This is a genomic window from Leptolyngbya sp. GGD, from assembly GCF_026735145.1.
Classification (GTDB): domain Bacteria; phylum Cyanobacteriota; class Cyanobacteriia; order Leptolyngbyales; family Leptolyngbyaceae; genus Leptolyngbya; species Leptolyngbya boryana.
Window position 1 is genome coordinate 24,190 of record NZ_JAPQKE010000004.1, and the last position, 16,382, is coordinate 40,571.

Annotated in this window: 7 protein-coding genes and 1 CRISPR repeat array (1 of these 8 running past the window's edge); of the genes, 6 read left to right on the forward strand and 1 reads right to left on the reverse strand. The window is 48.9% G+C overall.

Translation table 11 applies throughout. The features are described from left to right. Positions 1–308: 308 nt before the first annotated feature. The 6 genes from OU814_RS19290 (at position 309) to drmC (ending at position 11,228) form a co-directional block, all read left to right on the forward strand. Positions 309–1,601, forward strand: a complete 1,293-nt coding sequence (locus tag OU814_RS19290; RefSeq protein ID WP_268241806.1) for a hypothetical protein — start codon at positions 309–311, stop codon at positions 1,599–1,601. A gap of 64 nt (positions 1,602–1,665) precedes the next feature. Beyond that, positions 1,666–2,286 carry a ribonuclease III domain-containing protein gene (locus OU814_RS19295; protein ID WP_268241807.1) on the forward strand — a complete coding sequence of 207 codons (621 nt, stop codon included), beginning with the start codon at positions 1,666–1,668 and terminating at the stop codon, positions 2,284–2,286. A 172-nt stretch (positions 2,287–2,458) separates the two neighbouring features. Then, positions 2,459–4,549 (forward strand): UvrD-helicase domain-containing protein, encoded by a 2,091-nt coding sequence (locus OU814_RS19300; RefSeq protein WP_268241808.1) that lies wholly within the window; start codon positions 2,459–2,461, stop codon positions 4,547–4,549. After that, a complete protein-coding gene (gene drmA / locus OU814_RS19305) occupies positions 4,546–8,541 on the forward strand; it encodes a DISARM system helicase DrmA (protein ID WP_268241809.1) in 3,996 nt (1,331 codons plus the stop codon). Before OU814_RS19300 ends, drmA begins: the two co-directional genes overlap by 4 nt. Positions 8,542–8,549: 8 nt before the next feature. Next, positions 8,550–10,421: a DUF1998 domain-containing protein gene (gene drmB, locus OU814_RS19310; protein ID WP_268241810.1), complete on the forward strand. Its 1,872-nt coding sequence runs from the start codon at positions 8,550–8,552 to the stop codon at positions 10,419–10,421. Between the two features lie 3 nt (positions 10,422–10,424). Further along, the gene (gene drmC, locus OU814_RS19315) at positions 10,425–11,228 is read left to right on the forward strand and encodes a DISARM system phospholipase D-like protein DrmC (protein WP_268241811.1); all 804 of its coding nucleotides are present in this window, start codon (positions 10,425–10,427) and stop codon (positions 11,226–11,228) included. Positions 11,229–11,418: 190 nt separating this feature from the next. On the opposite strand, the gene OU814_RS19320 is transcribed toward drmC, so the two are convergent. Next, positions 11,419–11,649, reverse strand: coding sequence for a hypothetical protein (locus OU814_RS19320; protein ID WP_268241812.1), 231 nt, complete (start codon positions 11,647–11,649; stop codon positions 11,419–11,421). A gap of 794 nt (positions 11,650–12,443) precedes the next feature. Then, a CRISPR array of direct repeats spans positions 12,444–16,382; the repeat unit is 36 nt; unit sequence GTGCTCAACGCCTTTCGGCATCACAGATCGAATCGC; it runs 2,016 nt beyond the window's last position.

A 16,382-nucleotide genomic window follows, 5' to 3' on the forward strand; every position in this document is an offset into this window, starting at 1 on the left:
GCCGAGGCAAAACAAGCGATCGCTTCACCATCAGTGAAACGGCAAGACACAAAGTACTCGATCACGAAGCGTGGTGCAAGCATCGACTGTTGCAACTGAACCACGAGCAGTTTTGCCGCGCCAAAGGCATCACGACACTGAAGAAGTTGCTAAAGGTTTGCACAACAAGAGAAGAAAAAAGGGAAAACTAAACAAAAAGCCCCTAACTCAGAAATGCCCCACTGCTCTCAACTCAGTGTCGCCAACGAATAAGTTCCGCTGTTTAATCTGAAGTCGTGCATTTATCAGCCATTAAGAGGGGCTAATCTGTGTCTGATCTCATCGCTCACTACTGGTATTGGTATATTGGTGCCTTTGCAATCGCAGCAATTGTTTTATTCACACAAGCCAAGACAGCGATCGCCGTGGCTAAAAAGACAATTGCGAATTTTCGACTCAGGCTCCTCTTTTTTGTCAGTGATCAGCTTGAACCAGACACGATTGCCACTTTCCGTCGTTCCATTGCCAAAACTTTTGGTGAACTGAGTGATTTTCTAGAAAAATCAGAACTGGAGCTACTTCGCTCCCGTATGAACAACGTATTTCTTAAAGACAAGATTCAGGAGTTAGAACAGAGTCGAGAAGCTCTGCTTCAAGAGTTAGGCGGCTCATCAGATTTCTTCAACATTGAGTTTTCTATCTGGCAGCAAATGATCCAAGCAGTCAATCTATTGGTCAACGATCGTCTAGCTCTCTTACAAAAAATAGAGCTTGTCAATCAAAAAATAGAGCTTGTCAACTCATACGATGGTAACTTTGAAGCCCTGTCAAAAGATTTAGAGGCTCTCCAGGCAAAGAATAAAGCTACTAAGCAAAAAATTAGCGTTTTGCTTGACGAGCAGACTACGCTGCGAACGGAGAATGAGCGACTATCGCGCCTTCACGAGTATTCACAAACCAGAATAAAGCTGCTCCGAAGTGCAGAAGAAAAAGTACAGATGCTCGAACGACAGGTTGCAACCCTGAAGCAGACCGAATCTACTCTTAAACAGCAGTTAGCTCAGTCCAATCGTCAAATTGCTCAATTAGAACACCAAAATGTCGAATTGGGGAAGCAAAATGCTCGGTTAAAACAACAAAACGACCAACTAGAAAGATCAAGGCATGAAAGTGAGTTAACTGTACGTGCTCTTGAAAACGCTAATCAAGAATACATTCAAACTATCGAAAGCCTAAACAAAGACATCGAGCGCGTAAGGAGTGAGCTTGCACAACAAGAAGCTCAAATCCAGCAACGAGACAGGACTATCGAAAGCCTGAACAAAGACATTGAGCATGTAAGGAGTGAACTTTTACAGCAAGAATCCCAAATTCAGCAGCAAGAGCTGCAACTAGTTCCTGATGAACTAGAAACCAATCAAGAAAATATGAGCCTTCAAATTCTTGTGCAGGATCACAATGCTGACAGAATAGGCGAACTAGAAGCCGAAGCTTCATACTGGCGTTCTCAAGCTAGTCGGTCAAAGGCGAGAGAAAAGGCTTGGAACCCACCGGACTACGCAAGTTATAGCGATTATCTAAGTTACGTTCAATATTGGCGCGAGCATCCAGAGTATTACTAAAAGCTCATCAAGCAAGGTAGCAGTCCTCAGATTTTGCCGTGATAAAACTTTTTGCAGCCGCTCTATGATGCACAAGCTAGAAATTAAGTTAGCAGAAGCTAAACAAGCGATAGCGATTCCTGACTTCAAACGCGACGATCTGCTTCGACTTGCTCTCACTGATCTCTCAACCCTTCAACTACCCTCTGTCTCGGAGCAAGAACGACAAGACATCGTACTGCAATATCGGCGACTAGCATTTCTAGGCGATCGTCTACTAGACGCTGTTGTAGCAGATTACTACTTCACAAATTGCTCACCACTTAGTAATCAAGACCTGGATGACTCAAGGCAATACACCACCAGTCGCGAATCTCTTGCTCAATTTGCAATCAGTCTGGGGTTGCCTAATTTCTGCTCATCTTGGAACAAGCCAAGCCGCAAGCTACCTCAAGACGAACCCGGAGTCTATGGAGAAATGTTCGAGGTTCTCATTGCCGTGATTTACCTCGACAGCGATCGCGATTTTCAAAAGGTATATGATTGGTTCTGCGATCGCTTCATTTTAGAAACAACTAGAAAGTCTGAGGAAGACTTCGAGTTCGATGAGGATTGTGATCTTAGCATTAGTGATGAGGATTATCTAGATATGATCGGCTTGCGAGGCTTTCCTGGCTCCTGGGTACCTGGCGACGACGATGACTAGCAGTTATGTTGTTGAGGAGAGAAGTCCTATTGCCAAAAATTATGGTGTTGACTGAAGTTTAATCTGCTTCATCAAATCTTCAATCCCCGTAAAGAACAAAGCACAGAAGTCTGTGATCGCGTAATGTTTTTTACACTTATCATAGGAGGAAGTTTTAGCCCCCTGACTTTCCGTGTCTTTCGAGATCATCCACAAACCCACGTTCACCAATCAACTCCTCGCTATTCCAAAAGAGCGAGTTCTACAGGTATTGGAGAAGATCGAAGTTCTACGAGATGATCCGAAACCTCATGGCAATCTGAAGAAAAAATTACACGGCTACAAAGGTGAGATTTACCGTTTACGCTCTGGTGATTATCGTATTATTTATACATACGGAGATGGATGGGTCGCGCTGCTCGGAGTCGATGCTCGGAAAGACATTTATCGAGGCAGCAAATTAGTTGCTGAAGAAACCGAACTCGATATCACCGCCTTTTCCAACCTTGAGAATCTGCTCACCCCTGAAAAAGCTCCGGCTCCTCCCGCCAAACCTGCCGAAACTGTCACTCTGCTCCCGATCGAGCTAACCGAAGAACTGCTCGATCGCTTGCTGATCCCCAAACCTTGTTTCCAGGCACTGCTTGCCTGTCGAACCTTCGATGATTTACTGGAGGTAAACGTTCCAGAGGGGGTGCGCGATCGCGTATTCGACTGCATTACCGCCCCCAATTTCGATCTAGTGTTGAAGCAACCTAGTTTTGTTACAGGAAGTTCTGATGACTTACTGCGCTTCAAGGAAGGAGATTTACTAGGCTTTCTGCTCAAACTCAATTCTGAGCAGGAAAAGTTTGTCACTTGGGCAGTAAATGCAACAGGTCCAACTCTACTGAAGGGCAGCCCCGGTACAGGCAAAAGTACCGTTGCCCTCTATCGAACTCGTGAAATTCTTTGTCAGCTTCAAGCCAAAGGAACTCGCCATCCACGCATTCTATTTACTACGTACACGAATGCTCTTGTTCATTTCTCTGAGCAGTTGTTGCAACAGCTTTTAGGCAAAGATACTCAATTTGTTGAAGTCAAAACGGCTGATGCTTTGATATATTTGATCGTCAATCAACTCAGTGGTCAGCCCCAAATTGCAACCACCAAGGAAATGCTCACCCTCGTTAAGCAATCGATTCCATGCGCGATCGTAACGCTTGAGGGCAATGTTTTACAGCAACAGGCACAACGGCTAATCCTGCAACGTCTCCAGCCCGAATATTTACTCGAAGAACTTACCGAAGTCATTGATGCAAGAGGAATTGATAGCTTAGAGGATTATCAAGCCACCCCCCGCACAGGTCGCAGTATTCCGCTCAATAAGATTCAACGTCAAGCAATTTGGCACCTGCGGCAACACTTCGATCGTCTCTTGAGCGCAAAAGGAATGGAAACTTGGGCACAGATCCGGCTTCGTGCCCTCAAGCTGCTACAGGATAGCGAAATGCTGCCAATGTATGATGCTGTGGTCATTGATGAAGCCCAAGATCTCAGTCCCACCGTGCTACGCTTCCTGATTCAACTTTGTGGCGCACCGAATCGCCTGTTTATTACTGCCGATGCCAACCAATCGATTTATGGCAGTAGCTTTCGGTGGAGCGAGGTGCATGACTCACTGAAATTCGTCGGACGCACAGGCATTCTGAAAATTAATCACCGCACCACTCAAGAAATCGGGGAAGCCGCCTATTCGTATCTGCAAGACGGCACACTCGATCCAGAAGGTGAGGAGCGACTTTATGTTCATACAGGTCCACCGCCTGCGGTTCGTGCCATTGTCGATCTCGCTTCAGAAGGAAATTTACTGGCTCAATTCTGCCGCACGGCTGCCCATGAATTCCGTTTAGGACTTGGAGCGTGTGCGATTCTCGTCCCGACTGAAAAAGCTGGAAAGAACATTACTGGACAGCTAAATTATCTGGGCATTGAAGCACGATTCATGACGAGCAAAGACTTAGACCTGAACTGTAAGGGGGTGAAAATTCTGCCACTCAAAGCTGCTAAAGGATTAGAGTTCCCGATCGTTGCGATCGCAGGGTTTCTAGAAGCCTCCTATCCGACAATCCCGAAAGGCACTCTCCCCGAAGCTACCACTGAAATTCTTGCCCGGGAACGGCGTACTCTCTATGTCGCAATGACTAGAGCAATGCGTGCCCTGCTCGTTCTCGTTCCTGCTAAGAAACCGTCATCGCTCTTGCAATCCTTTGACCCCCAATTCTGGAACCTCGGCAACTCATGAAGATTATCAAACTCCCGGCAATTCTTCCTGGCAATCTAAATCTAGAAAAGATCAACCAACAGTTGCGCGATCGTACTGCTCAACTCGATTGGAGTGCAGTCGTTTCAGCTTCTGATCAGTCTCTCAATACTTTACTGGCTGGACTTGATTTATCTGACGATGCGGATGTTTTGGGAGATAGCACATTGTCGGAAACGGTCGCCAGCAAGATTGTGCAGGTGCTTCAGGAACAACCAGAACCTACTAAAACTAAGCAATCAAAGCCCAATGAGCCCAAAACCGCTCCCGCCATTTGGCAGCAATCTAACCTATTACAGCCTCAGTTTGTAGCAACTGATCCAGCACAAAGTGAAGGGCAAGGTACTCTGATTGAGATGCAATTTGTTCCAACAGCTTCGTCGGAATCGGATTTACCTGCTGTGGAAAATGACAAAAAGCTATCTTCTGAGGCTACACCCGTTCTACAGCCCCCTTCTTACTACCAAATCCGAGCCGAGCTAGAGGAGGCTGTCTTAGCGGACTTATTAGGTCCAGCAGGCGGAGAATATGAAGAGGTCGATGAAGCGCGAGTCAGCGATCGCTATATTGTCGGGTTACTGGCTCCCCTGCATCGACGCAATCGCCCCACTCAATCGGATGATCAGCTCGAACAGCTTGATGAGATGATTGCTGCGAAGACTGGAACCGTTGATGAAAGTACGGAGCAGCTTGATGAACTGGCTGTGGGTGGAACCAGTACGATCGAGGACGGCACAACTGAAACGATCACTCCTGCGATCGAAACGATGTTTCCCTCCTCGCTGGGAATGAGCTTTTGTGTAAGTGGTGCTGCCAAAGCAATCACGATCAAAGCGGGATGGGGACAATACGATCGCACGAAGAGCGAGTACCTCCAGACTCCAACAAGCGCACCTAAAGCCGTATGGCGTAGGTATCCGGTTATTGGGCAATCTCCGCCCATTGCTCTAAAAGCAGGTGCAGTGAAGTCCTGGCAGATCGACCCAGAGCGCGAAGTCTATGTGCGTGGGCAAATTCGTGCTGTTGGCTCCGATTGGATTATTAGCCTGTTTCTCGTGAATGAACAGCGAGAACCCGATCGCTCTCCCGATCAGGCATGGCTATTTCAGCCCGAACTCAGCGTTGAATCCGCTGACCCCAATCATCGCGAAATTTTTATCCGTAAAGCAACTCAGAGATCGCTCGGTAAACTCGACCCTGTACAGTACGCCGAAGAACAAGCAATGGAGATGCTTTATCGGCATCAAATTGAATTTGCTGTTGGACACGGAACGGGCGTTCACGCTGAATTATCAGAAGGAAGTGGTGATCACGCGATTCGCCTTTGCACTCGTGTCGTTCCTGCCTATGAAATTCCTAAAACGGATGCTCCCACGCCAGACGAAATTCCTGGACTCACAGGACTTGTTCTAGACATGAAGGGGTTAGCAGAATCATCTCCAGAGGCTTTAGTCACGAAGCTAAATCCGCTCGTTGCTGCCTACGCAAATTGGATAGAAGGGCAAGCTGCTCGGATTGCTGATCCAACCGCCAAGCTGCAAGGCTATGAGGCGATCGCAACGGATGCTCTCGCAAACTGTACTCATGCTTTAGAACGCATTCAGTCCGGTCTGGAGTTATTGCAATCTGATCTACAAAGCTTTGAAGCGTTTCAATTCATGAATCGCTCAATGTGGCAGCAGCGAGTTCATTCCCTTTATGCAGAACAGATTCGCCGTGGTGAAACGCTGGAACTTAGCACAATTGATATTCCTAGAAATCGCTCCTGGCGACCTTTTCAGCTTGCATTCATCCTACTCAATCTGCCAAGTATTACTGACCTCAATCACTCAGATCGTACCGATGAAACGCAAGCGATCGCAGATTTACTCTGGTTCCCCACAGGTGGCGGTAAGACGGAAGCTTACCTGGGGCTAACCGCTTATACGATTGGATTGCGACGACTGCAAGGCACGATCGAAGGTCGCTCCGGTGAATCAGGTGTTGCTGTTTTGATGCGGTATACGCTTCGGTTGCTCACCCTACAACAATTTCAACGCGCCACAGCTTTGATCTGCGCTTGTGAAGCGATTCGTCGAGAAGACCCTGCGAAATGGGGAAAAGAACCGTTTCGGATTGGATTGTGGGTTGGACAGAAAACCACTCCCAACCGTACTGAACAAAGTGAAGAATTCCTCAAGCAAAAACTCGGACAGTATCAGCCCACGAGTAGCGGTTCTCCCCACCAACTCACGAACTGTCCTTGGTGTGGGTCTAAGATTGACCCTGGAAAACAAAATATCAAAGTTGAATCCTTTGCCAAGGGGCAGGCACGAACGCTGATCTACTGCGGTGATACTCTCGGTCGCTGCTTATTTTCTCAAAAACAATCTCCCACTGAAGGCTTACCGATCCTCGTTGTCGATGAAGAGATCTACCGTCGTTTACCGACTCTGCTCATTGCAACGGTCGATAAATTTGCTCAGATGCCTTGGAATGGTGCAGTGCAAATGTTGTTTGGACAGGTTGAAGGCTACTGTCAACGGCATGGATTTGTGTCTCCTGAGATTGAAGATTCTCCGAGCCATCCCGCAAAGTACGGTCAACCATCTGCCAAAACGCTATCTCATAATCCGTTGCGCCCTCCAGATTTAATTATTCAGGACGAGTTACACCTGATTAGTGGACCCCTTGGAACTTTAGTAGGACTGTATGAAACAGCCGTCGATAAACTGTGTTCCTGGACCGTGAATGGCAAAACGGTTCGCCCCAAAGTGATTGCTTCTACGGCAACCATTCGACAAGCACGAGATCAAATCCATCACCTGTTCTTGCGCCAGGTGCAAATCTTTCCACCGCAAGGTTTAGATGTCACCGACAACTTCTTCTCGCTGCAACGAGAGCCGAGTGAAGACTATCCAGGACGACGCTATCTGGGCATCTGTGCAACCGGACGCAGGTTAAAAGCTGCCCTGATTCGAGTCTATACAGCAGGTCTTGCAGCATCTCAGGCGCTTTATGAGAAGTATGGCGAAGCGGCTGACCCCTGGATGACAATGGTAGGCTATTTCAACTCGATGCGAGAATTGGGCGGAACCCGACGACTTGTTGATGATGACATTCAATCTCGTCTTGGCAAGATGGATCAACGGGGACTCGCAAGGCGATCGCGTATCGAAGTTAAAGAACTCACGTCCCGAATTGCTTCGACGGATATCCCGATCGTGCTGGATGCGCTAGAAGTTCCGTTCAATCCAAATCGAGACAAGAAAGCAGATCCGCGTAAACCGATCGATGTTCTACTCGCAACGAACATGATTTCGGTCGGTGTCGATGTCCGGCGCTTGGGTGCAATGGTTGTGACCGGACAGCCGAAAACGACAGCAGAGTATATTCAAGCAACCTCGCGGGTTGGACGAACGTTTCCTGGCATTGTGTTCACCGTTTACAACTGGGCACGACCGAGAGACTTGTCTCACTATGAGCAGTTTGAACACTATCACGCGACGTTCTACAAGCACGTTGAAGCATTATCGGTGACTCCCTTTGCGCCTCGCGCCATTGATCGTGGTCTCGCGGCATTGCTCGTTGCACTGGTGCGTTTGAAGGGAACGGAACTCAACAAGAATGACAAAGCTGGGCGCATTGATCGTAATCATCCGCATATTCAAGAAGCAATGAATGCGATCGTCACTCGTGCTGCCAATGTAGAGGGTCCCAAAACGCGAGATTTAGTCAGACAGGCATTAGAAGCCAAGCTCGATTACTGGCTAGAACAATCTACGAATTTGGTGGGCGGAGCCGTGCTGGGCTATCAGTCCCAGAGAGATGGCGTGACTCAGGGTTTACTCACACAGCCTGGACAGGGGGATTGGCAACCGTTTACCTGTTTGAATTCGCTTCGCAATGTGGAACCGACGATCGGGCTAATTCTGGACGATCGCATTCCCGATGATGATTTCCGCACTCCTCAACCCATGCCCACCTCTGATTGAACTCTCTTATGGCACAAACACAACCTCGTAATAAAGTTGGTGAACTCCGACCTAGCCAGATTCTCTTTTCGGCTGGTATCGGCTCCGTGATTGATTTACCCAATCTTTCCACAATGGTCATGGGACTCGATGATTGGGACATTAATCATTCAAAAGAATTAGGAGAGGAACGATTGCTTGGAGCAGTGAAGCGATCTCTTTCACTCTCTGTAAAGCGCCTACTGTCTCCACCCCTTCCTCCTGAATCCGATGGAGCGCCAAGCTTTCTCGACGAAAGCCACCGCATTGGCATTCCGGTTTCTCCGTTCCCCACCTGGATGCTCTGCCCAAATTGTCGCCTCTTAGCGCCGCTACAGTCTCGATTGTTTGACCTCAAGACAGATCGCTTTCGTCCCGATCAAAACCGCTACGTACATACGAACTGTCCGAAGGGCAAATACCCGCCGACAGTCATTCCGGCTCGTTTTCTCGTTGCCTGTAAGCATGGGCATTTAGATGACTTTCCTTGGCGATATTTTGTTCATCGTGGGGCTGACTGCAAGAAAGGAACCTTACGCTTGAACGAGTATGGGGTATCTGGCTCTGCGGCAGATATTGAGGTGAAATGTGATAGCTGTGGCGCAAAGCGTCGGATGTCTGATGCCTTTGGTGAACCTGGCAAAAAGAATATGCCTCAGTGTCGTGGTCGCCATGTTCACCTGCGGAATTTCGATGAAGGCGGTTGCGACCAACAGATGGTCGGCATTTTGTTAGGTGCTTCTAATAGCTGGTTTCCCATCACCCTGTCTGCACTTTCAATTCCAACAGCAACCGATAAGCTGGCACAACTGGTCGAAAAACACTGGACAGTTCTGGAAAAAGCGGTGAGTCCAGAAGTTCTCGCTGCTTTCCGCTCAATTGGGCAACTGAAGGAATTTGCTAAGTACTCAGATTCGGAGATTTGGGCACAAGTTCAGCAGAAGCGGTCTGAAACGATCGACGATGAAAGTAATGCAGCGAAGGATATTAAAACTCCAGAGTGGCAGGTGTTCTCAGCCGCAGAAACAAGCCTAAATTCTTCGGATTTTTGGCTCACGCCTGTTGTGTCTCCCAAAGGCTATGAGTCCTATATTGAGAAGGTGGTGCTAGTCGATCGCTTGCGAGAAGTTCGGGCATTAGTCGGTTTTTCACGCATCGAATCTCCTGGCGATTTTGCTGAAACTGGCGAGTTGCCCGAAGATTACTGGGCACCCCTCAGTCGTCAAGAGCCAAAGTGGGTTCCAGCTACGGAAGTTCGGGGAGAAGGGTTATTTATCCAGTTCAAGGAATCCGCGATCGCGCAATGGGAAGCTTTACCGCAAGTAATTGCTTACGAAAAACAGAGCATTGAGGCTCATCGTCGTTGGCGCACTGCACGATCGCTCAATCCAGACACAAACTATCCGGGAGTTCGATACATTCTGCTGCATTCTTTTGCTCATGCTTTGATGCGACAATTCGCGATCGAATGTGGCTACACCGCTGCCAGTCTCCGAGAGCGCATCTACTCAAAAGCTCCGCAGGACGAGAACGGACCAATGGCAGGAATTCTGATCTATACGGCTGCTCCGGATAGTGAGGGCACATTAGGAGGGCTTGTTAGCTTGGGAGAGCCGACCACTCTCGGTCGCCATATTGATCAGGCATTAGAGCAGATGTGTTTATGTGCCTCTGATCCGCTCTGTGCAGAACACAGTCCTTTGCAATCTCCCAATACGCTGCACTGGGCGGCTTGTCATGCTTGTCTCTTTAGTCCAGAAACGTCCTGTGAACGGGGCAATAAGTACCTCGATCGCACGGTACTCATCCCAACCGTTAAGACTGAACTCGCTCAACTTGCCTTTTTCAAACCTGGGGGTTGATCGGTGAATACGTTCTCTTCCAACCTACTAGAACAAATTCGCCGTGTAGCTCAGGAAGTTCCGGCTTCAACACTGGATGCCTTGATTCAAGTTCTCATGACAATTCGGCAGGGCGAACTGTCAAAGATGAAGCATAACCTTCTCCAACTGCTACCGAGAGCGGCATGGCGGAAGGAGTTCAATTACCTGATCGAAATTTGGCAAACAGAGACGAGCGAGTTGGATGGCAAAGCGATTGCGATCGCGCTTTCCACAGCAGTTCATTGCCAGACCCGAATGCACCAGGATCTATCGGTTGAACTTGTTTGGACAGGACCAAATCCAGAAGCCCTTCCGTTGCGTCGAACCGATCAAACCTTGCTGCAACTCATTCGAGATGCACAGCATGATCTTCTAATCGTTAGCTTTGCGATCTATAACATTCCTGAGATTGTTCAAGCGTTAATCGCGGCACTGAATCGTGGTGTTAGCATTCGCATCGTCGCAGAAACTCCTGAAGCGAGCGATGGCAAAATTTCGTTCGGGCTTGTGACGACGTTCGGGGCTGAGGTTCTCAAGCGTTCTCAACTCTATGTCTGGTTGAAAGCAAAACGCCCCGTCGATGAGCAGGGTAGATATGGCTCACTTCATGCCAAATGTGCTGTAAGCGATCGACAACACCTTTTTGTTTCCAGTGCAAACTTGACTGAGTATGCAATGTCGCTGAACATAGAGATGGGTGTGCTAATTCATAATCAAAGTTTGGCGGAACAAGTAATCCAGCAGATTAATAGTTTAATTTTGCATGGCAGTTTGGTGATTTGGTAGCAGAGGGTTAACCTTGCTCTAAACATAAACTCTATTACGATCGTGTTTTGCGTGTTTGACAAACTCTGCAGGAATTTAGTATTTCAAGAGGCTGTATGTGGCAAGCAGTGATGTGCTAAACTTGTGGATTAGATTTACAGAACCGACTAGCGGCGAGCCTTGAAGCGAAAGTATCCATAGGTCTGACGCACTATCGATCGAGTAGTTTGTCCGCAATCAAGCTGGGGTGAAAAAATGGGCGAATTGCCTCCTCGGTTCCCTCCACTTGGGCTTTGAGGTCTTCGGGTAGATCGTCTTTTGTTATACGGTTCGCAACTCCTCGCACGATCGCGGGTCGCATCAGTAGCTCGGAAGTCTTCAGTCCTGCGGCTTCTCGATAAATCTGCTCGCCCAGGTCTTTCTCGATGGGCGGCTCCTCCAATATCGGTCTCTGTTCTGCCAGGTCGCCTCCCTCTACTGCTACGAGATTGGCTGACTCAATCGGTGCAAGTTTGCCACCTTCACTCGTTTGATGAATTAACGCTGCTCTCGTTCAACTAACCCAGACTCGATCTCGCCTAAGATGCTGAGATTACAGGTCTGTCGCCTAACCTGCTTATTAAGTGAGACCAAAGCGCGCCACTAATTCGCTGCGGGTAAGTCCGTCTGTTTTGGTGAGAACTGCCAGAATGCGCGATCACGTTTTCTTCTCCTAGTTGGATTGTTAATATATCAACGGCATGGAGTGGTACAAGACTGCTGCTGTCAAAGTGCCCTAGCGATTTAGTGCGATCGACAATCGAGAAAGTTCTGATTTTTACGCGAATTCAGTCTGGTCAGTGAAGTATTCACCGGACGTTTTAGAAAACTAGATGACTTAAAGAGCAATGTGAAAGTATGAGTGGTCTTTTTCTCAGTTCAAGCCCGCATCGTTATAGGACAGCACTTTCATATATCAGAGCCGTTTCAATTCGGACGACGGGCACGATGAAGGAAGCAACTCTCTCCTATCTCAAGTCATTGAGCGCAGTATTCGTACCCAGTTTCACTTAGTAAAGCAATGCGTCGATCACGTGCTGTGGTACGGAATGCCATCTTGGCTAGAAGCGTGCTTAAGACATCTAGACCTAGACATGGCTTATTCCGGCTTACTCCTTAGTAACAATGTATCAATCTTGCTGAAGCTCGCGCTCATCCTGAGATGGGATTGCGTGCGATTGATAAACCCCTGATGACATGCCTAACCCCTTTCGGCATCACAGATTGAATCACCTCGAAGAACATTTTCCATCTGGAAAATGTTCTCAGTGCTCAACGCCTTTCGGCATCACAGATCAAATCGCAGGTGATAATCGCCAAGAATCGAAATGAACCTACAGGGTGCTCAACGCCTTTCGGCATCACAGATCGAATCGCACAATCTCCAGATGGGATCGTAGTCGCTAAGCATGTGTGCTCAACGCCTTTCGGCATCACAGATCGAATCGCCTAGGGGATTCAGCAGATGCGGGGCTTAAGAAAGCTGGTGCTCAACGCCTTTCGGCATCACAGATCGAATCGCCTTGCTTTTCCGTACAGACCAGCAGATCGAAGTCTTTGTGCTCAACGCCTTTCGGCATCACAGATCGAATCGCTTGAAAACGTCTGGCTCCGCGCGAATCGCGCCCCACAGTGCTCAACGCCTTTCGGCATCACAGATCGAATCGCTTAGCTCTAGCGCAGCGTCCTTCGATGTGTCTTGACGTGCTCAACGCCTTTCGGCATCACAGATCGAATCGCCTCTGAGGCTAGACCAGATGCCCCTAGCGTTTTTGTGTGCTCAACGCCTTTCGGCATCACAGATCGAATCGCGAAGAACAACAAGTCACCTCTCAAATCCTCCCTCAGTGCTCAACGCCTTTCGGCATCACAGATCGAATCGCAGCCAGCGACGATCGCGTTCCAATCACTGTCAATCCGTGCTCAACGCCTTTCGGCATCACAGATCGAATCGCCTCTCTAAAAAAGGCTTTCCACCCTGAGTCTGTACTTGTGCTCAACGCCTTTCGGCATCACAGATCGAATCGCCTAAGTCCGGGGTGACCGATAAGGCACAAATAGCCTAGTGCTCAACGCCTTTCGGCATCACAGATCGAATCGCATCCCGGAGGAGTTCTGAAACTCTTCCTAAGATAGAGTGCTCAACGCCTTTCGGCATCACAGATCGAATCGCGCGAAAATGTTGCAGCTTTGCAACGCTCACTCTTCCTCGTGCTCAACGCCTTTCGGCATCACAGATCGAATCGCCACTGCCGATCGCTGAAACTGAGACTGAGGAGATTTCGTGCTCAACGCCTTTCGGCATCACAGATCGAATCGCGTTTGTCCCAAATCAACCTGGAGTTATGGATCAGATGTGCTCAACGCCTTTCGGCATCACAGATCGAATCGCATCCCACTCTTGCCGCGAAATCTTCTTCGTTTGTCGTGCTCAACGCCTTTCGGCATCACAGATCGAATCGCCTCTGGATATGGCGACGAAAGCCCTACTGTTGCCTATTTGTGCTCAACGCCTTTCGGCATCACAGATCGAATCGCGAGTAAGCAATATGCTGCACTCCCGCCCCTTGATGAAGTGCTCAACGCCTTTCGGCATCACAGATCGAATCGCGCAACGTATTGAACGATCTGCCGCCTAAATCGATTAGTGCTCAACGCCTTTCGGCATCACAGATCGAATCGCTTGAAACATGACGACATACGGAGTAAGCGCAGATGGGTGCTCAACGCCTTTCGGCATCACAGATCGAATCGCGGTTACTTTTCTATCCGTTTGTATGGGTTATTTCAGTGCTCAACGCCTTTCGGCATCACAGATCGAATCGCAAAAATAACTAACGTATTCAGACGTGACAACTGTTTAGTGCTCAACGCCTTTCGGCATCACAGATCGAATCGCACAATCCCGTAGCCGTTGTGTGAGTTGACGAACGGTTGTGCTCAACGCCTTTCGGCATCACAGATCGAATCGCTAATCAAATCTCTCAACACGATCGCTTCTGTCTGAGTGTGCTCAACGCCTTTCGGCATCACAGATCGAATCGCTGCCCAGTTTTGCCCAAGTTTGACGATCCATGTCGTGCTCAACGCCTTTCGGCATCACAGATCGAATCGCCAGCCGTTGTTTGCGACAGTCTTCCGAATTCGACCGTGCTCAACGCCTTTCGGCATCACAGATCGAATCGCGTAACTACTAGCAGTTTTACTAGCAGGTTTACTAGCGTGCTCAACGCCTTTCGGCATCACAGATCGAATCGCACGCTTGATATAGAGAGGCATTGGTTTCACCCTCTTGTGCTCAACGCCTTTCGGCATCACAGATCGAATCGCATCAAGGACGGGACTGTTTCCCGCGCTCAATTACTCGTGCTCAACGCCTTTCGGCATCACAGATCGAATCGCAACCGGAGACATTAAGCGATTCATCGAATCAAAACCGTGCTCAACGCCTTTCGGCATCACAGATCGAATCGCACTCCATTACTCGTCCGACTGCGAATCGGATATGTTTGTGCTCAACGCCTTTCGGCATCACAGATCGAATCGCTGCCCGCGCACCCCTTCGATCGATAGTTGCCCAATGTGCTCAACGCCTTTCGGCATCACAGATCGAATCGCGTTTCGCTGTTCGATTAAAGCGATAGCATCCGCCTAGTGCTCAACGCCTTTCGGCATCACAGATCGAATCGCCCGCAGGTTCTAAATAGAGTTGATAGCCTCTCGATGTGCTCAACGCCTTTCGGCATCACAGATCGAATCGCAGACTCAAGCTGATCCCAAAACCAGCAATCTTTACGTGCTCAACGCCTTTCGGCATCACAGATCGAATCGCCGCGAACAAAGTCGCTCCAATTCGCAAGAGGCAGATGTGCTCAACGCCTTTCGGCATCACAGATCGAATCGCAGGCGACTTCTAGAGACGGATGCAACGGAATAGCGTGCTCAACGCCTTTCGGCATCACAGATCGAATCGCACAAGGGTCTTATAGTTCGGCTCTAACGGACTATTACTGTGCTCAACGCCTTTCGGCATCACAGATCGAATCGCTCGCTTACTGGCTGAAGTTGAAGGCGGCGGTTGGGGGTGCTCAACGCCTTTCGGCATCACAGATCGAATCGCGTGTTTTTCATGGAGTGCTTGAAACATACTCCAAGGTGCTCAACGCCTTTCGGCATCACAGATCGAATCGCGTTTAGAACTGATTACCTATGTAACATGACATATTACGTGCTCAACGCCTTTCGGCATCACAGATCGAATCGCCGTCGGAGACTTCCAGCCTTTCGTGATAACCCCGATCGTGCTCAACGCCTTTCGGCATCACAGATCGAATCGCATTGCTCAATCCGATTCTGAATCTGCTCTCGCAGTAGGTGCTCAACGCCTTTCGGCATCACAGATCGAATCGCATGAGGCAGTGCAGCTATCTCAATTCGTCGGTCAAGGTGCTCAACGCCTTTCGGCATCACAGATCGAATCGCTCGCGACATAACCTAACTTGGCAAATCGACGGCAAAGCGTGCTCAACGCCTTTCGGCATCACAGATCGAATCGCCGTTGGTGTTGAGAACCAATGCATAGCAACCGTTGTGTGCTCAACGCCTTTCGGCATCACAGATCGAATCGCGCTAGGTATGCTGCTACCGACTTAGTAACTTCTTGTGGTGCTCAACGCCTTTCGGCATCACAGATCGAATCGCGCAACAGGAGGCGGGGCGGGGCGCGGGTTAGGATTCGTGCTCAACGCCTTTCGGCATCACAGATCGAATCGCAAGCTCTTATTGAATCAATCCTTCTATGGCGTTCTACGTGCTCAACGCCTTTCGGCATCACAGATCGAATCGCTTGCGGCTAGTAAAAACAGATTGGTTGTTGAGTTCGGTGCTCAACGCCTTTCGGCATCACAGATCGAATCGCACTCTTGCCCTCTTGGAGTGTCATACTCAACCCCACGTGCTCAATGCCTTTCGGCATCACAGATCGAATCGCATAGCTTACCTCTGAATAGATTACACGTCTCAATAGTGCTCAACGCCTTTCGGCATCACAGATCGAATCGCAAGAAGAGAAGGCGCTTTCGGCACAGCCTGAAATCGTGCTCAACGCCTTTCGGCATCACAGATCGAATCGCTCGT

Coding starts and splice junctions, on each gene's coding strand:
- OU814_RS19295 (WP_268241807.1), top strand. CDS start 1,666: ATGATGCACAAGCTAGAAATTAAGTTAGCAGAAGCTAAACAAGCGATA.
- drmA (WP_268241809.1), top strand. CDS start 4,546: ATGAAGATTATCAAACTCCCGGCAATTCTTCCTGGCAATCTAAATCTA.
- drmB (WP_268241810.1), top strand. CDS start 8,550: ATGGCACAAACACAACCTCGTAATAAAGTTGGTGAACTCCGACCTAGC.